Genomic DNA, 19,214 nt, shown 5'->3' on the forward strand with positions numbered 1-19,214 from the left:
TCGGTCGTGAACGACCTGCGTTTGCGGGACATGAAGACATCCTTCCAGCGGAACCAACGATCCCGCTATCTCGGTGTCCACCATCCTGGGGGAACCTCATATGAGTAGCGACGGCGACAAGCACAACCGTGCGCAGCGACAACCGGCGAGCTTCCGGCGTGAGTCGGCAGTGTGGTTTCCGATCTCGCTGGCTTTTGCACTCACCGTTACCTTCATCGGTGTCGATCTTCGAGCGATCGTGTCGAATCCAGCCGTGGTTCTCTTCGGCGCGGTCTTCGTTGTTCTGTCCCTCATCCCGGGAGCGATCGTGAGCTTCTTCGCGGTTGCCGCAACAAGAGTTGCCGATCGATTGATGAGGGAAACGCTCTCGAAGGAAAACACGCATTCGGTCGCTTCGCTTCACGGCACCGTGGCCGGACTCGTGTCCGGCCTTCTCACTTGGTGTTGGTTACCGTTGAACGGCTCGAACGCTGATACAGCATCAGTCATCATCGCCGTAGCTATTGTCGCGTTGGTCGCTGCGATTTCCGCCGCTCGCGGTTTGATAGCAAGACGATCGAGTTTCTGATCATCTGCAGACAGCCCCTACCATCGGCTGGTCGGTCACAGGGACTTGACCTTCTCGAACGGGTAGCCGCCGAATATTACGACGACGAAGACGTAGGCTGCCAGCCCGGCCAACTCCGCCGTTGATCTGCGATTCAAATCTGAGAATAGCCAAACCAGCGGAACCAGAACGAACAACCTGTTCGCCCGTGCACCCAGGTGCGGTGGGGTCTTCACTCGGTGCGGTACGTCGCGGCCGTAGAAGTCGGGATGCAGTGCCTTTCCTCGCAACCCGACTGACGAGGCGTAGCTGAACGCAACGACGCCCGCGATCAGCCCGAGCGCAAGGGCGGTATTCACAACTACCCCGCTGCCGGTGCTCGGCCGCCCAACGCGAACGACCGGTAGATCCGAATTGTGTTCACGCACGCCCACCCCGCGACAAGCGGGGCCAGTATCCCGAGCCATGGAAGGGTGCCGGCGAAGGCAAGTGCGAGAACCAAGAAGGCGATCGCAGTCGCACCGAACGACTCGACCTTCCGCCCGACGGAGGAACCTGGGGTTGCCACTATTCCGGGAAACCTCGGGGAGGCGGCGAGCATCGACACCGCCGACACGCACGCAGCAAAACCGGCAATAACCATCAACGAGAACACAAATGCTCCGCCCAACCCGATTTCGGCCCAGTTCATCCGAGGCTCGAACAACCCGTGAACAAGAGACGTGATCACTGTGATCGAAGCGAAAAAACCCAAGTACAGCAGCACAATCGGACCCGCCAGCCCTGCCGTCGCCCGATTACCCATACCGAACGGTATCAAATTTCAATCGAGTCAACCTTAGAGTAAATCGGCCGTCGTAACCACTGTTGCGAATTCACCATGCAGGTTTGTTGCCGTGATTGCCGACAATGTCGCGGCAGGCACCGTGGTTCCATCGAGTGCGATGCGATCGAACGTATGGGTCGCGTCGATGACGAAATAGGTGTCATAGCCGAGGTTGCCCGCCATCCGTGCGGTTGTCTCGCAGCAGTGATTGGTGGTGATTCCGCAGATCACCACCTGATCGATGCCTTCATTGCGAAGCCAGGCGTGTAGATCCGGCGTGCCGTAGAAGCTCGAGTTGACTCGCTTGCTGATCAACAGATCAGGTGTCCCCTCGAGGATGTCCTTGAAGGCGTGCCCCGCACCCGCCGGTGCCAGCGGTGACTGCGGGTTGTCGGAGTCGTGTCGAACGAACACGATCGGCCATGCCTTCGATCTCCACAAGCCAACGAGTGCAGCGATATTGCTCTCGCACAGCGGGTTGTCACGTGGACCCCAGAAGTCGGAATCATCGAACCCAGCCTGCACGTCGACGACGATCAGAGCGGGCCGTTCCAGAGATATCGATGGAGCCTTCATACTGTTCAGACTAGCCGCGAACAGCCGCGGAGACCATGATGCCGGGTGGCCCCTTACCCACCCTCGTCTTCGTTCGATCAGCACACGGTAGTGCGTTGTGTTATGTGCGCCGTACTCCGTGAATCGTACTGAGCTGCACTGTGATCGGGCAATGCCCGTGACGCCGCTCATCACGCAGGAGAAGGACCGGAAACCGCCGGCCACGGCACGTGCTCGCCTCGAACGAAAACTACCTACTACCCGGCATGTGGTGAGCTACTCGATCAGGTCGAACTCCCAATTGACGCGTTGGATCTCCAAGTCCACCAACCGAATCCGTTGGGCAATATCGTCTGCAGCAGAGCGCAATTCGGCAACCGGAAGAGCTGCAACGTAGACCAACTCCGATCGCAGTTGACGCGGGCCGTACCTGCGCTCCTGATCACGTCCCGACGCCGCGTCCGCCGCGGCGGAGATCGCCCTGTGCCGCATACGCAGCACGTCGCGGGACGCGAGCGCATCGGTGATGGTTCCGTCCCGCATCCTCGCGGTGCTGTTGGTCCGGTTGATCCTGCGTATGAGTTCTTCGAGCCGATCGAGTGCAGATCCGTACTCCAACAACAGAATCGAAGCATCTTCGGCCGGTGATTCACCGTCCTGGTGGCGGGCATTCGCCAGAATCCGAATTTTCAGATGTTCGGAGCGCTTGATCAGTTCCCCTCGTTCAGCGAGGGCCTCGGCAAGCTTCATGATCTGCACCTCGGTGCACTGGAACCGGAGGTGGGGTGACTACGGGCGCTCATGCGCCTTTCGACGCGTCGAATGTGTTCATAGAACAACAAGTACCACAGTTCGTCGCGATACGGAAGGCCTTGTGCGAGTGACCGATCGCCACACCTTCACCGAAGGTCCAGGAGAAGTCTTTTCAACAAGCCTGCAAGTTGGCTTCGCTCATCCGGATTCAGTGACCTGAGCAGAGCTTCCTCGTTGGCCACGTGCGCGGGTAGCGCGGCATCCACTGCGGCAATTCCGGCCGGCGTCAATTGCACGATGACCACCCGACGGTTGGTGGGATCGATTTCTCGCTCGATCAGCCCCTTGCCGGTCAGCCGGTTCAGACGGTGCGTAACAGCGCCCGACGTCACCATCGCGCTGTCCAACAACTGTCCGACGGTAAGACGATGCGGAGCCCCGGCGCGTCGGAGCGTCGCAATCAGGTCGAATTCACCTGACTGCAAACCGAATTCGACCAACACAGCCTGCGTGCGCTTGTCCAGAACGGATGCTGCTCGGCTGATGCGGCCGATAACGGCCATAGGGCTGACATCCACATCGGGCCGCTCGGCCTGCCATTGCTCGACTATCCGGTCCACTGCGTCGAGTGCCTCGTTCGCCATCGACCAACCACCCTTCAAAACTTCAGCGCTCAATTGTTGACATTCTGACACGGCAGTCCTACCGTTCAACACTAGATAGTTGAGCGTTGAGATGTTCAAGGACCCGGTCCCGGAGATGAGCCAACAATGCGGACACCTCGCACGCAGACACAACCAACCGATGGTCGACGCCTCCCGCGTGACATCGCCTCCTCGACTCTCGGATTGACGGCCGCTGCTGCCCTTGCTCCCATCCTCTGGGGCACGACATACCTGGTGACCACCGAACTTCTTCCTCCGGATCGGCCGATGACGGCCAGCGTCCTGCGTGCGGTGCCCGCCGGACTACTTCTGCTGCTCGTCGCGCCAGGCATACCCAGCAAGGGTTGGCGACTGAAGACCGCAACCCTCGGCGTATTGAACATCGGCGTGTTCTTTCCGATGCTGTTCGTGGCGGCCTACCGACTACCCGGAGGGGTCGCCGCAGTCGTCGGGTCTGCGCAACCACTCATTATCATCGCGATATCCACGGGGTTCGACTGGGGACGCACACGCCCAGTGCACATCGGATGGGCCATCGTCGCCGTCGCCGGGGTCGCACTGACGGCCACATCGGGCACAATCCGACTCGACGCAATCGGTCTTGCCGCTGCAGTAGTCGGAACGGTCAGCATGGCCACCGGTGTCACTTTCACGAGACGCTGGGGCGTGCCACCCATCACCAACCCGCTCAATTCCACTGCGTGGCAATTACTCGTCGGCGGCATTGTCATTTCTCCGTTGATTCCGATCGTCGACGACGGTCCATGGGCAATCGATACCGAGGCTGTAGTCGGCTATGCCTGGCTCGCAGTGATAGGCGGTGCCTTGGCCTATTCACTGTGGTTTCGCGGTGCCCGCGCTCTTCCTCCCGCCAACATCACACTCCTCGGCGTACTGAGCCCTCTGACTGCGGCAGTCGTCGGATGGATCGCACTGGGACAGAACATGACCGGACTTCAATGTCTGGGGTTCGGTATCGCACTCATCGGTTCGATAGCCGGGCAGTTCGTGCGACGCGGACCCGAAGCCGATTCGGCTGGCAAGAAACACGGCTCGTCGAACCATCCTCGATACCAACTGAATTCCTTGTTCCCGTCCAGAAACAAGTAGTGCATCTGGATCGCGGCGTCGATTCAGGGACTGGACCCGGTGCGTTGTGACGACTGCTCCATAAAACGACCGGTCAGTCCGTGTCGCGTCCCTGGTCACAGCCACAACGTTCTATCGTGTCTTTCATGACGTCGTCCAGCTACATGCCGTTACGAACCGAAACTGGATCGCGTACGCATGCTGGGCAAGAGTCGTTCGTCGAAGGCACACGCGCGCAGTCCGTTCCGATTCAACCTGGACACACGACGCCGGATCGCTTCGGTCCTCGATGGCTGGCGGGATCGACCCTTGCAGCGTGCATCGCCATCGCAGCACATGCGTACTTCCTGGGATGGAAAGTGCCGTTCGGCCTCTTCGGCAACGGAATAGACACCATCGTCTACCGACACGGCGGCGAGGTGGTCCTGAATGGTCAGCCGCTGTACGAGTTCGCACTGTTCGATATCGGATTGCCCTTTACCTACCCGCCGTTCGCGGCATTGGTCTTCACCCCGCTCGCGCTGCTCACCGTGACGACTGCCGTGACACTGCTGCAGGTGATCAATGTGCTGCTGGTCTACGCGACGGTAGTCCTGAGCTGGCGGTCGCTCGGATATCGCACCGGCGGAATGTATCTCGTCAGCGCGCCGATGGCGATCGCGTTCACCTGGCTCGAGCCCGTGCGCATGACCATCTGGCTCGGACAGATCAACCTGCTACTGCTCGTGTCGGTTCTGTTCGATCTCAACCGAGGTGAGGGCAGTCGTCTCCGCGGTGTCGGTGTGGGAATTGCTGCAGGGCTCAAGCTGACTCCCGCGTTCTTCGTCCTCCATCTGCTGGCCGTCAGACAATGGCGCGCGGCGCTCACCGCGGGTGCCGCCTTCGTGGTCACGGTTGCAGCAGGATTCCTGATCATCCCTTCCGATTCGTGGAAGTTCTGGACCGCGACGATGGTCGACTCCGAACGGATCGGGGCACTCGCGTCACCGGCCAATCAGTCGATTCACGGAGCCCTGGCTCGCCTGTGGCCGGGCAACACACCGCCGTTCATCGTCTGGTTTGTCATTGCTGCCGCCGTTGCCGTCCTCGCTCTCTGGACAGCTGCACGCGCGCACAAAGCAGGTAAGACGTTGCTGGCATTGGTGATCTGCGGCCTCGCGACGCCGATGGTGTCTCCTTTCGCATGGGGTCACCACTGGGTGTGGTGCATACCGCTGGCCATCGTCGCCATCGACTACGCCATTCGCCGTCGCACCTGGTGGAGCTGGCTGACTCCGGTAGCGGTCACCGTGCCCATGATCGCCTGGTACTTCACCGACTACCGCGGAATCAAAGCAATCGGAATCTTCATGTTCGAGGGATCACCCGCTTTCGAGGCTGCCGTTCAATTCACCTATCCAGCAGTCTTTCTGGCCATGATCACCGTCACCATGCTCTCATCGTTCCACCGAGCCGGACGAGGAACAGGTGCCCAGTACGCAAAGCGATGCTGAGTAGCCTGCAGTATGCGTAGATCCGCTCGGGCGATTCCAGTGATCACACTGTGCGGACTGCTGACATCCTGCGGCCACATACTGCCGTTCGTCGGAATCGAGACCGAGTCGTACCGACCACCTACGGCAAGTACCACGCGGACTCCGAACTGCATGGCCGACGACATCGTCTCCGCACTGGGCGGCTCTGTGTGGGATCCGAACGTCACTGTCGATGCCCCTACGCCGGGCTATCCCCCGCGATATTTCGAGCCGGTCGAAGTACTCAGATGCGAACGGGCGCTCAGTGACGACAACGTGCTGACGTTGGATTCGGTCCGTCTCCGCGGGGACGTCGAGGCCGCGATGGGCGAGTTCGCAGTCCCCTCGACACGTTTTGCCAGCGGCATCATGGCGAGCTGTGCCTACTCGGTCGAAGCACCCGTCGGACTGTGGTTCGTCGACGCATCGGGTCGAGCATTTCGTCCCGCCTGGCCTGCCGAACCGTGCGGACTACGAGACGAGCCGCTTCAGTTGTTGAACGAACTGGACGAAGTTTCTCGGACCGTCTACTCCACGGGCTACGACTACGACTACGCGACTGTGTGTTCGGGCCCAGCTATGAGCGGGGAATTCTACGAGACCTCCGACGCCGACGTTGCCAGTGCAGTCGAGCGTCGACGCACAGGCGATTCGATGCTTCCTCCGGCTTTGGTGGCACCCACAGACGATGTCGGATTCCTGCAGGTCTGCACGTACGCCGGATCCGAAGACGCGGACGACTCGCCTGCCGAATACGAGACCGTCGCGGGAACGTCCTTCACCCTCGACCGGCCGGACAGCATCGAATTGCTCGGCTACATCGCCGACGCGCCTATCGCTCAGCCGTGCTCGACTCCGGCAACACTGTTTGCCTCTACCGACCTGACTCGCCCCGACGGTTCCGGATCCACCCACCTCACAGTCGAATTGGACGGGTGCCGACGCGTCGCAGGATTGGGATTCCTCCGAGAGCTACCGATTTCCGCATACGGCACCCTCACCCGAGATCGGTGATGACATGAACAGTTCGTGGAAGGCAGCGCTTGCATTGCTGGTCCTTCTCACCACCTCGTGTGGTTCCTTCGAGCCCGGAAAACCCATGTCCATGGACGAAGACGATGCGTCGCGCGAGGTGGAGAAGATCGCCTTCGCAATCCCGGATGGATTCCAGTTCACTCAGGGCGTCATGTACTCGGAGTTCGTGGGCCAACCCGCGTGGTCCGCTCGATTCGACGCACCGAAGGAATTGGACGGGCCGGCTGTCACTGCGGCCAACCCGTCGTATCCCCCGCTGCAACCGGCTACGTGCGGCACCGCCACGAAGACCAGCTGGACCTCACTGGGCTTCAGTTGCGAAGCCGAGATGCTATCCATGTCGCGCCCCGCTCAGGGATCGAGAGACCCTGTCTCCGTTGTGTTCACCAGGGGCGCGCGGGGATCGTCTCTGTACATCTACTGCGCTGGTCACTGATCGACCCGACCTCGCGCAACTACTTCAGATGCCGGTCGAAGAATTTGTTTCCATCGTCGCCCTCGAAGTGCGGGACGCCGGTGTGCCCACCCATGTTGGCGTGCAACGTTTTTTCCGACGAGCCGAAAGCGTCGAACAAACTCAACGCCATGTTCCTGTCGTTTCCTTCGTCGTCCCATTGCAGAAGGACCTGCAGCGGAATGCTCACCTGCTTGGCCTCGTCGAATGTGGCGCGGGGCACGAAGCTACCGGCGAACAGCAGCGCGGCCGCGATGCGTGGCTCAACAACCGCGAGGCGAACTCCGATGGCCGCCACACCTCCCGAATAGCCGACAGGTCCAACAACTCCGGGGAGAGTGAGGAGAGAATCCAGAGCAGCCTGCAACTCCGGTACCGCCTTCTCGACCAGTGGAAGGACGAGTCGATCGATGATGTCGTCGGTGACCGGTTCGCCGGCTCCCACTGCTCGGCGCAGATCTGCTCGAGCCTGCTCGGCGACAACAGATCGCGGACGCATCCCGCTAGCCGGTAGTTCGAGGGTTGCTGCGGCGTAACCTGCGCTCACCGCGTGTCGCGCCCGAGCGGCAAGACGCGAATACATCATATCGAGACCACCGGGATGGCCGAAGAGAATCAAAGGTGTTGGAGCGGTGCGGAATACCGGGGTCCACAGGATCCCGGGAATGTCGCCGAGTGTGAACTTGCGTTCGAGGACATGATCATCGAGACGTTGTTCGGACGTGAAATGCATGGTCGTGCCTTTCGGGAGCTGATCAACGGCGCTCCCGGACCGACCTGCTGTCAGATCGTGTCACTCCGAAGGAGCATCCATGTCGGTACTGCGTTCACGGCTACCACCTCCTCGGACTCGTACGTCGCACAGAAGGTAGCAGGGGACGACGCACTCGGCCAGCGATTACTTTCCGGCCAGGAGCCCGTGCTCTTCCACTGTCGAATTCACGATTCTCCCGCTACGATCCTCGATACAACAGACCGGATGGTCTCGAGCGTGGAGGATCGAATGCCGTACGTCGGTTTGCTGGTGATGCTGCTGTGGGTGTTCTGCCTGATCGACGTGATCACTGCCGATGACGGCGGGGTCCGGTATCTCCCCAAGATCGTCTGGCTGCTGCTCGTGGTGTTTCTACCGTTTGCAGGATCGCTGGCCTGGCTGTTCGCGGGACGCCCGATTGGGGGTGGAATCTGGGGAGGTCCAGGCGGCGGCTCCGGCTACCGGAGGGCAACCAACTCCGAGTTCCCGGAATACGAGACGCGGCCCGGCCGACAAGCTGCACAGAATCCTGAAGCCGACGCCGAGTTTCTGCGTCGCTGCCGAGAACGGGCCGAAGAACAGCGTCGCATCGAGCGTGAGCGTCGCAACCGCGATCTAGGGTTCTGATCAGCGTTGCTGAATCGACGGCGAATCGATGGTTCCCCAGCGCGAGGGTGGCAACACGATCAGACGCGCCTTTCCGACGACATCGTCGACCGGAACGGTGCCACCCAGTTCATCCCTGGCATGAGATCTGGAATCTGCTGAGCCGCTTCGATTGTCGCCCATCATCCACAGATTGCCAGACGGTACGGTCACCGGGCCGAAGCAGCGACCGGATTGCGGCGTGGTCTCGCACGTGAGCGTGTTCGCTACGAACGGGAAGTCCATGACGATGTACGGCTCGTCGAGTGGCTTCCCGTCTACTTCGACGCGACCCTGGGAGTCGCAACACTGGACGGTTTGCCCGCCGGTTGCGATGACTCGTTTCACCAGATCGTTCTCGTCGGGCGCGACCAGTCCGGCCCACGAACCCGCGTCTTGCACTGCCTTGCCAATCGGGTTGGTCGATCGCGTCGAGGTGTAGCCGACGTTCCACGACGACGTCGGTGCCTTGAACACCACCACATCACCGGGCTGCGGATCACCGAAGCGAAAGGTGATCTTGTCCACCACGATTCGATCACCTGTACACCCCGGACACCCATGCAAGGTGGGCTCCATGGACTGGGACGGAATCAAGTACACCCGACCGACGAACGTCTGAAGCAGAACACTCAGCACCAGCGCGACGACGACGAGTACGGCTGTCTCACGCAACCAGGACGGGGCTTTACGTCGCTGACTGTCGGGTGCTTTCGTCATCCTGGAAGTCTAAAGCCCTCCGTCGCGTATCGTACCGTGCATGCTGTTTGTCGGTCTTCTGGTCGCTGCGCTCGGTGCGGCGATGATGACGATCGCGACCAGGCAATTATCGCGCGTGAACGAAGGCCACTATTTGCCGGTAATCATCGGAAAATTCGCAGTCGCTTCCCCTTTGAAGGTCACAGCGCTGCGGGTTGCGGCCCAGGCCGTCTCCGTGATCGGTGCGTGGACCGTTGTGACGGCGCTCTGGGACGTCACAAACGCCACGCCTGCGGTGGCAGTCGGATTGATCGCTCTTGTTGCTCCAGTGGCAGTTCCAGTCATCGTCATCACCACCGCTCATAACAGTCGCCTACCGGATTCGCGTCGTCCAACCTCGTGAGCATCTCGGTCGCACCGAAAGGAGAACAACCTCGATGAATTGGTTCGTATCGGCCCGCAGTGCCGAGACCATCAGCAGCACGATTCGTACTGGCGAATCAGCAGATTGGGACGAGGCCGTTGCGCAGGCGATACAGACCGGTCGCGAATTGACGCACGCGGACGACGGCACTCAGCTCGGCCCCGCGCGGAACTATCGAATCGGCGACGGTGAGGTGGTATCGACCGCCGACGGCAGCAGTACCGCGAGCGACGATGATCTACGACGACGCATACAGCAGCAAACCGAGTACGACGCCGGAGTCGCCAACGCAGCTCCGACTCCATCGAAATCGGTTGCCGAACAATGGGCCCGAATTGCCCAGTGGCTCGCGGACAACCTCTCGTCCGTGTCGATCACCGGTGCCGCGGACGAACAGATTCAGGACGCAATGCGTTCAACCGGCGGCCTGTGGCCCGAGGAATTGACGTCGTTCTTCCGACTGGTCAATGGCTTCCCCCGCGAAAACTGGGTTTCGATCTTTCCTATGCACGAGCTGTTCGATGTCGACCGCACCGTCAGCGAACGTCAGCTCGAGCTCGACATCTGGGGTGAGATCGACGCCGAGATGGGTGCCGAACCTCAGGTCGGAACGGCAGCTGGAGAGTACGTCGGAACCTACTTGCCTGAGTTCATTCCGTTCGCGGGAGCAGACGGCCATCTGCTGTTCGTCGACGCTCGGTGGGGCCCTCTCCATGGTTGCGTCACAGAGTTCCAGAAGGTCGACGCCGACAGTGCAGGCCCCAAGTGGCCATCGTTGAGCGCGATGTTGACGGACTTGGCAGATAGCCTCGAGAACGGCACAGTCTTCGATGGACATACTCACTCCGTTGTCGACGGCCAATTGCGTTGGGAGTAGGCAGTGGTGGCTCGACGATCGGTACATACTGAGCCGATGAGAAGTGCTGGAATGGCCGTCATCGCTCTCGTGATGCTTGTCTGCGCGTGCACGCCTGCCGAAGTCGATGAACCCCGAGTTCCGGTGGCCTCGGTTCGTTCGACCCAGTTCTCCCCTCCCCCTCCGCCGGTCACCGACACTGTTCCCACCGCAGAGCAACTCACCGAGCTCCTCGCTGCAAGCCTGAATTACGGTATACGGGAGGACGATCGGGCTCGTCTGTTCGACGGACCCGTCGAACGCAACGTGTCACTCGCACGCGCGTGGGGTGCCCAACCCGATCCACAACACATCGAATTCACGACGGTCGAGCCTGTCGGACCGGACGCGGTCCACGCGAGTGGGCAAGGGCATCTGGGAAATATCGAGCCCTATCCGGTCGGTCCGATTCCCTTCGTCCGTTGGGACAACGAATGGAAGGTCTCCCGCACCTTCGCGTGCGGATTCGTGGGCGCTTTCGACGGCCCCGACGCGTGCGCGTGAGTCGGAGTACCCGGCCCCGCACCTATCGTTCACCCTCGAGATCAAGAACATCCCAGTCGCTCAGGTCCCGACGCATCTGTCGATCGTGGGTGGAGACAACCACCGTCGCGTCGGTTGCGTGCAATGCCTGGGTCAATTCGTCCGCCAAAGCGATGGACAGATGATTCGTCGGCTCGTCGAGCAACAGGACGTGTGGGCGGCGAGCCAGTGCGAGCGCCAGATCGAGTCGACGCTGTTGACCCATCGAGAGCTCCCCGATTCGCTTGTTCGCCTCCCTCGATCGCAACAGACCGAGCGAAGACAACGAGACCGTAATGCCGGTACAGGACCGGAAGTACTGCCCTGCTGAACATTCTGGAGGTAGTGCGGACTCCTGCCGCAGCAGCACTACTCGCGCAGCACGAGAAGCCCGAACCTGCCCAGCCGTCGGATCCAGCTCACCCGCCAGCACGGACAGCAGTGTGGACTTTCCCGACCCGTTGGGGCCGGTCACCACCTGCTTGCCGCCCGCCTCCAGGTTCAACGACACCGGCCCATTCAGCCGACCATCGACTGCGACATCATCCGCAATCAACAGGGGAGAACCGGATGCTGCAGCGATCTCCGGAAACCTCAACCGCTGAGGGGGTTCCGGAACGGGCAGCAGCTGAGATTCCAAATCTTGCTGCCGGCGTTGCACGTTCCGGACGAGACCCCCGGCGCGGGTGGCACGCTGATGCTTGTTCGTGCCCTTGTCGGGTCTCCAACTGCCGACGAGCCTGTTCTGCGCCTTGCTCAGATCCTCGCGCAGTCTCGCCGTCTCCGCCAATTGCTGTCGATGCTCCTGCTCCCACCTGACCAGCTCGGCAGCGCGCCCGGCGCGATAGCTGTCGTATCCGTCGCCGTAGATGCGTGGCCGGCCGTCCGGTGTCGGGTCGAGGTCCAGAATCTGTTGCGCTACATCGGAGATCAGCGCGCGGTCGTGGCTGACCACTACGACACCGCCTGTACGAGCTCGAAGTCGGTCCGTCAGATAGTCGAGGCCCGCTCGGTCGAGGTGATTGGTCGGCTCGTCGAGCAGCAAGAAATCGTGATTCCCTCCGAGTAGGCACGCCAGTCTCACCCGATAACGTTGTCCGACAGACAGTTCGGTCAGTATCCGAGATCTGTCGCGCACTGCGCCGAGGCCATCGAGAGCGATATCCACCCGCCGCTCGGCGTCCCACGCATCGAGAGACTCGACTCGCTCCAATGCTGTGGAGTACCTCTGCTCGGCTCCTCCGACGCCAGTAGCGAGTTCCTCCGCGGCGGCGTCGAGATTCGCCAAAGCCACAATCGAATCGGCGACGGATTCTCGAAGCACCTCGCCCACTGTTCGTTCATCGGTGGTGACCATTTCTTGCTCGGCCACTCCGACAGTTCCGACGCATGACATGGAGCCGGTATCCGGCGTCAGCCTTCCGGCCAGGACGTTCAGGAGGGTTGACTTGCCGCGCCCGTTCTCGCCCACGATCGCCCACCGCGATGCGGCAGTCACCGCGATGTCGACACCGCTCAATACAGTCGATCCGCCGAAGGCGACAGTGATGTTCGAGGCGATGAGTTGAGCGTCGGAGCGCGCAGAAACAGCTGTTGAATGTGACATTTGATCTCCAAAGAGCTAGCGCACCACAATAAGTGCGCCTAAGTTGACGGGACTGGACCACGACGGTCCCAGAACGACGGCACCAACAGACGCCGGTATTCCCGGCGCTCGGTGGTGCTTACGTAGCCCGTCACTCGAAGATCAAATGCATGCCCCGACGGTAGCAATCAGCATCTCTGGACTGCCACCTCTTTTTGGGGCGTGCACCTCGAATTGGGTGATGCTGCCGCTTACCCACCCCGCAAACGCGCGCGCATTTGCGTGAAATCCCCTGGATCCGATCACTATTCCGAACGCGGATGACAAGTGCGCGCGCGTTTGCGAACGACCCGACCCGCAACCGGAACCGGAACCCGGATCGGAACCGTCATACTTCCGATCTGTGCGACCCATCGAGTCGACTTCTGATGCGGCGGATGGCCCTCCAGCCCGCGGGTGTTGCGATCGTACTCACGATCGCTCCGAAGGCGATGCCCTGCGACAGCGCCGACCATTCACCAGGACTGTCTCCGAACAGCGGCCACGTGTACACAACACCCAGTACCACCAGGAAGATCACCGCGCGCATAGCGTCCCCGTCTCTCACTCGAATCGGACAAAGTCGACCGCTCGGTATATTGTTACGGTACCGACTGCACCACAGAAGGATCGACGTGTCGAACCAGCGAACGTTTCGCGAGTATGTGATGACCGGCCCGATGAGCAAGAAGGGCGGGGCTACTCGCAGCGACTACATCAACGCTCTCGCATTGGTTCCCGCGGTGGTGGTCGGATTTCTCCTGGCTCGACTGGTAGCGAGTTTCGGATCGATTGCCCTCGACATCGCGGTCGGATGCCTTGGCGGCGCGATCACCGGAGTTCTGTACCTCTATCTCGCATATCGGGTCGACTGCCGGCGGACCTAGGTCAACTCGACGTCTGCATTGGCGTAGTCAACCGGCGCGAGTAGGTAAGCGAACAAGCAGCTGACGGCCCCCAAAACTGCCAGCGCGATCAACGACGCCGGGAAGCCCGAGTCCCCGGCCGATGCGGCTACTCCCCAGGCGAAGAGGGTGCCGACCAGCAACACCACCGAAGCCGCAGAGCACAAACCGAATCGATGACGCCATCGGTTGCGAGTACGAGGTGGCCAGAACACCGCGGTCCGCATCGCATAGCGCCCGCCGGCAACCGCGACGAGTCCGACCAGCACCCCGCAGAGCCCGCCGATGATGACGAAAGGTGTCAGATTCCACCACCGGCCGTCGACGACGACCGGCAACATGATCACAGCGGCTGTGCATGCACCGCTGATGGCGGCAACACACAGCTCCTTCGCGATCCATTCCATGGACTGACTCAAACATACGATGGTGGGTTCATCGAATCGAGTGCAGGCAACCGCCCATCGACCTCAGCAAACGCGCGCGCGTTTGCTGAGGTCGATGGGCGGTTGCCTGCACTCGATTCGATGAACCCACCATCGTATGTTTGAGTCAGTCCATGGAATGGATCGCGAAGGAGCTGTGTGTTGCCGCCATCAGCGGTGCATGCACAGCCGCTGTGATCATGTTGCCGGTCGTCGTCGACGGCCGGTGGTGGAATCTGACACCTTTCGTCATCATCGGCGGGCTCTGCGGGGTGCTGGTCGGACTCGTCGCGGTTGCCGGCGGGCGCTATGCGATGCGGACCGCGGTGTTCTGGCCACCTCGTACTCGCAACCGATGGCGTCATCGATTCGGTTTGTGCTCTGCGGCTTCGGTGGTGTTGCTGGTCGGCACCCTCTTCGCCTGGGGAGTAGCCGCATCGGCCGGGGACTCGGGCTTCCCGGCGTCGTTGATCGCGCTGGCAGTTTTGGGGGCCGTCAGCTGCTTGTTCGCTTACCTACTCGCGCCGGTTGACTACGCCAATGCAGACGTCGAGTTGACCTAGGTCCGCCGGCAGTCGACCCGATATGCGAGATAGAGGTACAGAACTCCGGTGATCGCGCCGCCAAGGCATCCGACCGCGATGTCGAGGGCAATCGATCCGAAACTCGCTACCAGTCGAGCCAGGAGAAATCCGACCACCACCGCGGGAACCAATGCGAGAGCGTTGATGTAGTCGCTGCGAGTAGCCCCGCCCTTCTTGCTCATCGGGCCGGTCATCACATACTCGCGAAACGTTCGCTGGTTCGACACGTCGATCCTTCTGTGGTGCAGTCGGTACCGTAACAATATACCGAGCGGTCGACTTTGTCCGATTCGAGTGAGAGACGGGGACGCTATGCGCGCGGTGATCTTCCTGGTGGTACTGGGTGTTGTGTACACGTGGCCGCTGTTCGGAGACAGTCCTGGTGAATGGTCGGCGCTGTCGCAGGGCATCGCCTTCGGAGCGATCGTGAGTACGATCGCAACACCCGCGGGCTGGAGGGCCATCCGCCGCATCAGAAGTCGACTCGATGGGTCGCACAGATCGGAAGTATGACGGTTCCGATCCGGGTTCCGGTTCCGGTTGCGGGTCGGGTCGTTCGCAAACGCGCGCGCACTTGTCATCCGCGTTCGGAATAGTGATCGGATCCAGGGGATTTCACGCAAATGCGCGCGCGTTTGCGGGGTGGGTAAGCGGCAGCATCACCCAATTCGAGGTGCACGCCCCAAAAAGAGGTGGCAGTCCAGAGATGCTGATTGCTACCGTCGGGGCATGCATTTGATCTTCGAGTGACGGGCTACGTAAGCACCACCGAGCGCCGGGAATACCGGCGTCTGTTGGTGCCGTCGTTCTGGGACCGTCGTGGTCCAGTCCCGTCAACTTAGGCGCACTTATTGTGGTGCGCTAGCTCTTTGGAGATCAAATGTCACATTCAACAGCTGTTTCTGCGCGCTCCGACGCTCAACTCATCGCCTCGAACATCACTGTCGCCTTCGGCGGATCGACTGTATTGAGCGGTGTCGACATCGCGGTGACTGCCGCATCGCGGTGGGCGATCGTGGGCGAGAACGGGCGCGGCAAGTCAACCCTCCTGAACGTCCTGGCCGGAAGGCTGACGCCGGATACCGGCTCCATGTCATGCGTCGGAACTGTCGGAGTGGCCGAGCAAGAAATGGTCACCACCGATGAACGAACAGTGGGCGAGGTGCTTCGAGAATCCGTCGCCGATTCGATTGTGGCTTTGGCGAATCTCGACGCCGCCGCGGAGGAACTCGCTACTGGCGTCGGAGGAGCCGAGCAGAGGTACTCCACAGCATTGGAGCGAGTCGAGTCTCTCGATGCGTGGGACGCCGAGCGGCGGGTGGATATCGCTCTCGATGGCCTCGGCGCAGTGCGCGACAGATCTCGGATACTGACCGAACTGTCTGTCGGACAACGTTATCGGGTGAGACTGGCGTGCCTACTCGGAGGGAATCACGATTTCTTGCTGCTCGACGAGCCGACCAATCACCTCGACCGAGCGGGCCTCGACTATCTGACGGACCGACTTCGAGCTCGTACAGGCGGTGTCGTAGTGGTCAGCCACGACCGCGCGCTGATCTCCGATGTAGCGCAACAGATTCTGGACCTCGACCCGACACCGGACGGCCGGCCACGCATCTACGGCGACGGATACGACAGCTATCGCGCCGGGCGCGCTGCCGAGCTGGTCAGGTGGGAGCAGGAGCATCGACAGCAATTGGCGGAGACGGCGAGACTGCGCGAGGATCTGAGCAAGGCGCAGAACAGGCTCGTCGGCAGTTGGAGACCCGACAAGGGCACGAACAAGCATCAGCGTGCCACCCGCGCCGGGGGTCTCGTCCGGAACGTGCAACGCCGGCAGCAAGATTTGGAATCTCAGCTGCTGCCCGTTCCGGAACCCCCTCAGCGGTTGAGGTTTCCGGAGATCGCTGCAGCATCCGGTTCTCCCCTGTTGATTGCGGATGATGTCGCAGTCGATGGTCGGCTGAATGGGCCGGTGTCGTTGAACCTGGAGGCGGGCGGCAAGCAGGTGGTGACCGGCCCCAACGGGTCGGGAAAGTCCACACTGCTGTCCGTGCTGGCGGGTGAGCTGGATCCGACGGCTGGGCAGGTTCGGGCTTCTCGTGCTGCGCGAGTAGTGCTGCTGCGGCAGGAGTCCGCACTACCTCCAGAATGTTCAGCAGGGCAGTACTTCCGGTCCTGTACCGGCATTACGGTCTCGTTGTCTTCGCTCGGTCTGTTGCGATCGAGGGAGGCGAACAAGCGAATCGGGGAGCTCTCGATGGGTCAACAGCGTCGACTCGATCTGGCGCTCGCACTGGCTCGCCGCCCACACGTCCTGTTGCTCGACGAGCCGACGAATCATCTGTCCATCGCTTTGGCGGACGAATTGACCCAGGCATTGCACGCAACCGACGCGACGGTGGTTGTCTCCACCCACGATCGACAGATGCGTCGGGACCTGAGCGACTGGGATGTTCTTGATCTCGAGGGTGAACGATAGGTGCGGGGCCGGGTACTCCGACTCACGCGCACGCGTCGGGGCCGTCGAAAGCGCCCACGAATCCGCACGCGAAGGTGCGGGAGACCTTCCATTCGTTGTCCCAACGGACGAAGGGAATCGGACCGACCGGATAGGGCTCGATATTTCCCAGATGCCCTTGCCCACTCGCGTGGACCGCGTCCGGTCCGACAGGCTCGACCGTCGTGAATTCGATGTGTTGTGGATCGGGTTGGGCACCCCACGCGCGTGCGAGTGACACGTTGCGTTCGACGGGTCCGTCGAACAGACGAGCCCGATCGTCCTCCCGTATACCGTAATTCAGGCTTGCAGCGAGGAGCTCGGTGAGTTGCTCTGCGGTGGGAACAGTGTCGGTGACCGGCGGAGGGGGAGGGGAGAACTGGGTCGAACGAACCGAGGCCACCGGAACTCGGGGTTCATCGACTTCGGCAGGCGTGCACGCGCAGACAAGCATCACGAGAGCGATGACGGCCATTCCAGCACTTCTCATCGGCTCAGTATGTACCGATCGTCGAGCCACCACTGCCTACTCCCAACGCAATTGGCCGTCGACAACGGAGTGAGTATGTCCATCGAAGACTGTGCCGTTCTCGAGGCTATCTGCCAAGTCCGTCAACATCGCGCTCAACGATGGCCACTTGGGGCCTGCACTGTCGGCGTCGACCTTCTGGAACTCTGTGACGCAACCATGGAGAGGGCCCCACCGAGCGTCGACGAACAGCAGATGGCCGTCTGCTCCCGCGAACGGAATGAACTCAGGCAAGTAGGTTCCGACGTACTCTCCAGCTGCCGTTCCGACCTGAGGTTCGGCACCCATCTCGGCGTCGATCTCACCCCAGATGTCGAGCTCGAGCTGACGTTCGCTGACGGTGCGGTCGACATCGAACAGCTCGTGCATAGGAAAGATCGAAACCCAGTTTTCGCGGGGGAAGCCATTGACCAGTCGGAAGAACGACGTCAATTCCTCGGGCCACAGGCCGCCGGTTGAACGCATTGCGTCCTGAATCTGTTCGTCCGCGGCACCGGTGATCGACACGGACGAGAGGTTGTCCGCGAGCCACTGGGCAATTCGGGCCCATTGTTCGGCAACCGATTTCGATGGAGTCGGAGCTGCGTTGGCGACTCCGGCGTCGTACTCGGTTTGCTGCTGTATGCGTCGTCGTAGATCATCGTCGCTCGCGGTACTGCTGCCGTCGGCGGTCGATACCACCTCACCGTCGCCGATTCGATAGTTCCGCGCGGGGCCGAGCTGAGTGCCGTCGTCCGCGTGCGTCAATTCGCGACCGGTCTGTATCGCCTGCGCAACGGCCTCGTCCCAATCTGCTGATTCGCCAGTACGAATCGTGCTGCTGATGGTCTCGGCACTGCGGGCCGATACGAACCAATTCATCGAGGTTGTTCTCCTTTCGGTGCGACCGAGATGCTCACGAGGTTGGACGACGCGAATCCGGTAGGCGACTGTTATGAGCGGTGGTGATGACGATGACTGGAACTGCCACTGGAGCAACAAGAGCGATCAATCCGACTGCCACCGCAGGCGTGGCGTTTGTGACGTCCCAGAGCGCCGTCACAACGGTCCACGCACCGATCACGGAGACGGCCTGGGCCGCAACCCGCAGCGCTGTGACCTTCAAAGGGGAAGCGACTGCGAATTTTCCGATGATTACCGGCAAATAGTGGCCTTCGTTCACGCGCGATAATTGCCTGGTCGCGATCGTCATCATCGCCGCACCGAGCGCAGCGACCAGAAGACCGACAAACAGCATGCACGGTACGATACGCGACGGAGGGCTTTAGAC

Annotated in this window: 25 protein-coding genes; 12 read left to right on the forward strand and 13 right to left on the reverse strand. The window is 61.2% G+C overall.

Annotated features, from left to right (window positions below; genetic code table 11):
- The first annotated feature begins 100 nt into the window (after positions 1 to 100).
- A complete protein-coding gene (locus tag CH286_RS27490) occupies positions 101 to 568 on the forward strand; it encodes a hypothetical protein (RefSeq protein WP_037147025.1) in 468 nt (155 codons plus the stop codon).
- 35 nt (positions 569 to 603) lie between these two features.
- Here the strand turns inward: CH286_RS27490 and CH286_RS27485 are convergent, their stop codons facing one another.
- The 5 genes from CH286_RS27485 to CH286_RS27465 form a co-directional block, all read right to left on the reverse strand.
- Positions 604 to 906 (reverse strand): hypothetical protein, encoded by a 303-nt coding sequence (locus CH286_RS27485; protein ID WP_094610990.1) that lies wholly within the window; start codon positions 904 to 906, stop codon positions 604 to 606.
- A gap of 2 nt (positions 907 to 908) precedes the next feature.
- Positions 909 to 1,238: a hypothetical protein gene (locus tag CH286_RS27480; RefSeq protein ID WP_141215912.1), complete on the reverse strand. Its 330-nt coding sequence runs from the start codon at positions 1,236 to 1,238 to the stop codon at positions 909 to 911.
- 147 nt (positions 1,239 to 1,385) lie between these two features.
- Positions 1,386 to 1,949 (reverse strand): cysteine hydrolase family protein, encoded by a 564-nt coding sequence (locus CH286_RS27475; protein ID WP_032405462.1) that lies wholly within the window; start codon positions 1,947 to 1,949, stop codon positions 1,386 to 1,388.
- 255 nt (positions 1,950 to 2,204) lie between these two features.
- Entirely contained in the window at positions 2,205 to 2,678 is a 474-nt protein-coding gene (locus tag CH286_RS27470) for a DIP1984 family protein (protein ID WP_094611003.1), read from the reverse strand.
- A gap of 149 nt (positions 2,679 to 2,827) precedes the next feature.
- Positions 2,828 to 3,358, reverse strand: coding sequence for a MarR family winged helix-turn-helix transcriptional regulator (locus CH286_RS27465; protein ID WP_230592692.1), 531 nt, complete (start codon positions 3,356 to 3,358; stop codon positions 2,828 to 2,830).
- A 93-nt stretch (positions 3,359 to 3,451) separates the two neighbouring features.
- Here CH286_RS27465 and CH286_RS27460 point away from each other — a divergent pair, with 93 nt between their 5' ends.
- The 4 genes from CH286_RS27460 (at position 3,452) to CH286_RS27445 (ending at position 7,420) form a co-directional block, all read left to right on the forward strand.
- Positions 3,452 to 4,456, forward strand: a complete 1,005-nt coding sequence (locus CH286_RS27460; RefSeq protein ID WP_094610992.1) for an EamA family transporter — start codon at positions 3,452 to 3,454, stop codon at positions 4,454 to 4,456.
- A 125-nt stretch (positions 4,457 to 4,581) separates the two neighbouring features.
- Positions 4,582 to 5,928 (forward strand): glycosyltransferase 87 family protein, encoded by a 1,347-nt coding sequence (locus tag CH286_RS27455; RefSeq protein WP_255182788.1) that lies wholly within the window; start codon positions 4,582 to 4,584, stop codon positions 5,926 to 5,928.
- A 12-nt stretch (positions 5,929 to 5,940) separates the two neighbouring features.
- Complete coding sequence (locus CH286_RS27450; RefSeq protein ID WP_176458377.1) at positions 5,941 to 6,963, forward strand: hypothetical protein; 1,023 nt, start codon at positions 5,941 to 5,943, stop codon at positions 6,961 to 6,963.
- A gap of 4 nt (positions 6,964 to 6,967) precedes the next feature.
- Positions 6,968 to 7,420: a hypothetical protein gene (locus tag CH286_RS27445; protein WP_094610994.1), complete on the forward strand. Its 453-nt coding sequence runs from the start codon at positions 6,968 to 6,970 to the stop codon at positions 7,418 to 7,420.
- A 19-nt stretch (positions 7,421 to 7,439) separates the two neighbouring features.
- Here the strand turns inward: CH286_RS27445 and CH286_RS27440 are convergent, their stop codons facing one another.
- A complete protein-coding gene (locus tag CH286_RS27440) occupies positions 7,440 to 8,171 on the reverse strand; it encodes a dienelactone hydrolase family protein (protein WP_094610995.1) in 732 nt (243 codons plus the stop codon).
- 270 nt (positions 8,172 to 8,441) lie between these two features.
- Between CH286_RS27440 and CH286_RS27435 the strand changes: the two genes are divergently transcribed.
- Positions 8,442 to 8,819, forward strand: a complete 378-nt coding sequence (locus CH286_RS27435; protein ID WP_094611005.1) for a PLDc N-terminal domain-containing protein — start codon at positions 8,442 to 8,444, stop codon at positions 8,817 to 8,819.
- On the opposite strand, the gene lepB is transcribed toward CH286_RS27435, so the two are convergent.
- Positions 8,820 to 9,557, reverse strand: a complete 738-nt coding sequence (lepB, locus tag CH286_RS27430; protein ID WP_094610996.1) for a signal peptidase I — start codon at positions 9,555 to 9,557, stop codon at positions 8,820 to 8,822. It abuts the gene before it with no gap.
- Between the two features lie 40 nt (positions 9,558 to 9,597).
- On the opposite strand from lepB, the gene CH286_RS27425 reads away from it, so the two are divergent.
- The 3 genes from CH286_RS27425 to CH286_RS27415 are packed head-to-tail and all read left to right on the forward strand — an operon-like array spanning position 9,598 to position 11,359.
- The gene (locus CH286_RS27425) at positions 9,598 to 9,939 is read left to right on the forward strand and encodes a hypothetical protein (RefSeq protein WP_032405458.1); all 342 of its coding nucleotides are present in this window, start codon (positions 9,598 to 9,600) and stop codon (positions 9,937 to 9,939) included.
- A 34-nt stretch (positions 9,940 to 9,973) separates the two neighbouring features.
- Complete coding sequence (locus CH286_RS27420; RefSeq protein WP_094610997.1) at positions 9,974 to 10,837, forward strand: hypothetical protein; 864 nt, start codon at positions 9,974 to 9,976, stop codon at positions 10,835 to 10,837.
- Positions 10,838 to 10,873: 36 nt separating this feature from the next.
- Entirely contained in the window at positions 10,874 to 11,359 is a 486-nt protein-coding gene (locus CH286_RS27415; RefSeq protein WP_094610998.1) for a hypothetical protein, read from the forward strand.
- A 22-nt stretch (positions 11,360 to 11,381) separates the two neighbouring features.
- Here CH286_RS27415 and CH286_RS27410 read toward each other — a convergent pair whose 3' ends face one another.
- On the reverse strand, positions 11,382 to 12,983 hold the full coding sequence (locus CH286_RS27410) for an ABC-F family ATP-binding cassette domain-containing protein (RefSeq protein WP_094610999.1): 1,602 nt from the start codon (positions 12,981 to 12,983) through the stop codon (positions 11,382 to 11,384).
- Between the two features lie 653 nt (positions 12,984 to 13,636).
- Between CH286_RS27410 and CH286_RS27400 the strand changes: the two genes are divergently transcribed.
- Positions 13,637 to 13,888 carry a hypothetical protein gene (locus CH286_RS27400; protein WP_094611001.1) on the forward strand — a complete coding sequence of 84 codons (252 nt, stop codon included), beginning with the start codon at positions 13,637 to 13,639 and terminating at the stop codon, positions 13,886 to 13,888.
- On the opposite strand, the gene CH286_RS27395 is transcribed toward CH286_RS27400, so the two are convergent.
- Entirely contained in the window at positions 13,885 to 14,313 is a 429-nt protein-coding gene (locus tag CH286_RS27395) for a hypothetical protein (RefSeq protein WP_094611002.1), read from the reverse strand. The two genes, CH286_RS27400 and CH286_RS27395, sit on opposite strands and share 4 nt — an antisense overlap.
- 152 nt (positions 14,314 to 14,465) lie before the next feature.
- Between CH286_RS27395 and CH286_RS27390 the strand changes: the two genes are divergently transcribed.
- A complete protein-coding gene (locus CH286_RS27390; RefSeq protein ID WP_094611002.1) occupies positions 14,466 to 14,894 on the forward strand; it encodes a hypothetical protein in 429 nt (142 codons plus the stop codon).
- Here CH286_RS27390 and CH286_RS27385 read toward each other — a convergent pair.
- Entirely contained in the window at positions 14,891 to 15,142 is a 252-nt protein-coding gene (locus CH286_RS27385; protein WP_094611001.1) for a hypothetical protein, read from the reverse strand. The genes CH286_RS27390 and CH286_RS27385 overlap by 4 nt on opposite strands.
- A gap of 653 nt (positions 15,143 to 15,795) precedes the next feature.
- Between CH286_RS27385 and CH286_RS27375 the strand changes: the two genes are divergently transcribed.
- Complete coding sequence (locus CH286_RS27375) at positions 15,796 to 17,397, forward strand: ABC-F family ATP-binding cassette domain-containing protein (RefSeq protein ID WP_094610999.1); 1,602 nt, start codon at positions 15,796 to 15,798, stop codon at positions 17,395 to 17,397.
- A gap of 22 nt (positions 17,398 to 17,419) precedes the next feature.
- Here CH286_RS27375 and CH286_RS27370 read toward each other — a convergent pair whose 3' ends face one another.
- The 3 genes from CH286_RS27370 to CH286_RS27360 are packed head-to-tail and all read right to left on the reverse strand — an operon-like array spanning position 17,420 to position 19,181.
- Positions 17,420 to 17,905, reverse strand: coding sequence for a hypothetical protein (locus CH286_RS27370; protein WP_094610998.1), 486 nt, complete (start codon positions 17,903 to 17,905; stop codon positions 17,420 to 17,422).
- Between the two features lie 36 nt (positions 17,906 to 17,941).
- Entirely contained in the window at positions 17,942 to 18,805 is an 864-nt protein-coding gene (locus CH286_RS27365; RefSeq protein WP_094610997.1) for a hypothetical protein, read from the reverse strand.
- Positions 18,806 to 18,839: 34 nt separating this feature from the next.
- Positions 18,840 to 19,181, reverse strand: coding sequence for a hypothetical protein (locus CH286_RS27360; RefSeq protein ID WP_032405458.1), 342 nt, complete (start codon positions 19,179 to 19,181; stop codon positions 18,840 to 18,842).
- Positions 19,182 to 19,214 lie beyond the last annotated feature (33 nt).

It is taken from the genome of Rhodococcus sp. WWJCD1 (assembly GCF_002258735.1).
Classification (GTDB): domain Bacteria; phylum Actinomycetota; class Actinomycetes; order Mycobacteriales; family Mycobacteriaceae; genus Rhodococcoides.

Coding starts and splice junctions, on each gene's coding strand:
- CH286_RS27490 (WP_037147025.1), top strand. CDS start 101: ATGAGTAGCGACGGCGACAAGCACAACCGTGCGCAGCGACAACCGGCG.
- CH286_RS27480 (WP_141215912.1), bottom strand. CDS start 1,238: ATGAACTGGGCCGAAATCGGGTTGGGCGGAGCATTTGTGTTCTCGTTG.
- CH286_RS27475 (WP_032405462.1), bottom strand. CDS start 1,949: ATGAAGGCTCCATCGATATCTCTGGAACGGCCCGCTCTGATCGTCGTC.
- CH286_RS27470 (WP_094611003.1), bottom strand. CDS start 2,678: ATGAAGCTTGCCGAGGCCCTCGCTGAACGAGGGGAACTGATCAAGCGC.
- CH286_RS27460 (WP_094610992.1), top strand. CDS start 3,452: ATGCGGACACCTCGCACGCAGACACAACCAACCGATGGTCGACGCCTC.
- CH286_RS27455 (WP_255182788.1), top strand. CDS start 4,582: ATGACGTCGTCCAGCTACATGCCGTTACGAACCGAAACTGGATCGCGT.
- CH286_RS27450 (WP_176458377.1), top strand. CDS start 5,941: ATGCGTAGATCCGCTCGGGCGATTCCAGTGATCACACTGTGCGGACTG.
- CH286_RS27445 (WP_094610994.1), top strand. CDS start 6,968: ATGAACAGTTCGTGGAAGGCAGCGCTTGCATTGCTGGTCCTTCTCACC.
- CH286_RS27440 (WP_094610995.1), bottom strand. CDS start 8,171: ATGCATTTCACGTCCGAACAACGTCTCGATGATCATGTCCTCGAACGC.
- CH286_RS27435 (WP_094611005.1), top strand. CDS start 8,442: ATGCCGTACGTCGGTTTGCTGGTGATGCTGCTGTGGGTGTTCTGCCTG.
- lepB (WP_094610996.1), bottom strand. CDS start 9,557: ATGACGAAAGCACCCGACAGTCAGCGACGTAAAGCCCCGTCCTGGTTG.
- CH286_RS27425 (WP_032405458.1), top strand. CDS start 9,598: ATGCTGTTTGTCGGTCTTCTGGTCGCTGCGCTCGGTGCGGCGATGATG.
- CH286_RS27420 (WP_094610997.1), top strand. CDS start 9,974: ATGAATTGGTTCGTATCGGCCCGCAGTGCCGAGACCATCAGCAGCACG.
- CH286_RS27415 (WP_094610998.1), top strand. CDS start 10,874: ATGAGAAGTGCTGGAATGGCCGTCATCGCTCTCGTGATGCTTGTCTGC.
- CH286_RS27410 (WP_094610999.1), bottom strand. CDS start 12,983: ATGTCACATTCAACAGCTGTTTCTGCGCGCTCCGACGCTCAACTCATC.
- CH286_RS27395 (WP_094611002.1), bottom strand. CDS start 14,313: ATGGAATGGATCGCGAAGGAGCTGTGTGTTGCCGCCATCAGCGGTGCA.
- CH286_RS27390 (WP_094611002.1), top strand. CDS start 14,466: ATGGAATGGATCGCGAAGGAGCTGTGTGTTGCCGCCATCAGCGGTGCA.
- CH286_RS27375 (WP_094610999.1), top strand. CDS start 15,796: ATGTCACATTCAACAGCTGTTTCTGCGCGCTCCGACGCTCAACTCATC.
- CH286_RS27370 (WP_094610998.1), bottom strand. CDS start 17,905: ATGAGAAGTGCTGGAATGGCCGTCATCGCTCTCGTGATGCTTGTCTGC.
- CH286_RS27365 (WP_094610997.1), bottom strand. CDS start 18,805: ATGAATTGGTTCGTATCGGCCCGCAGTGCCGAGACCATCAGCAGCACG.
- CH286_RS27360 (WP_032405458.1), bottom strand. CDS start 19,181: ATGCTGTTTGTCGGTCTTCTGGTCGCTGCGCTCGGTGCGGCGATGATG.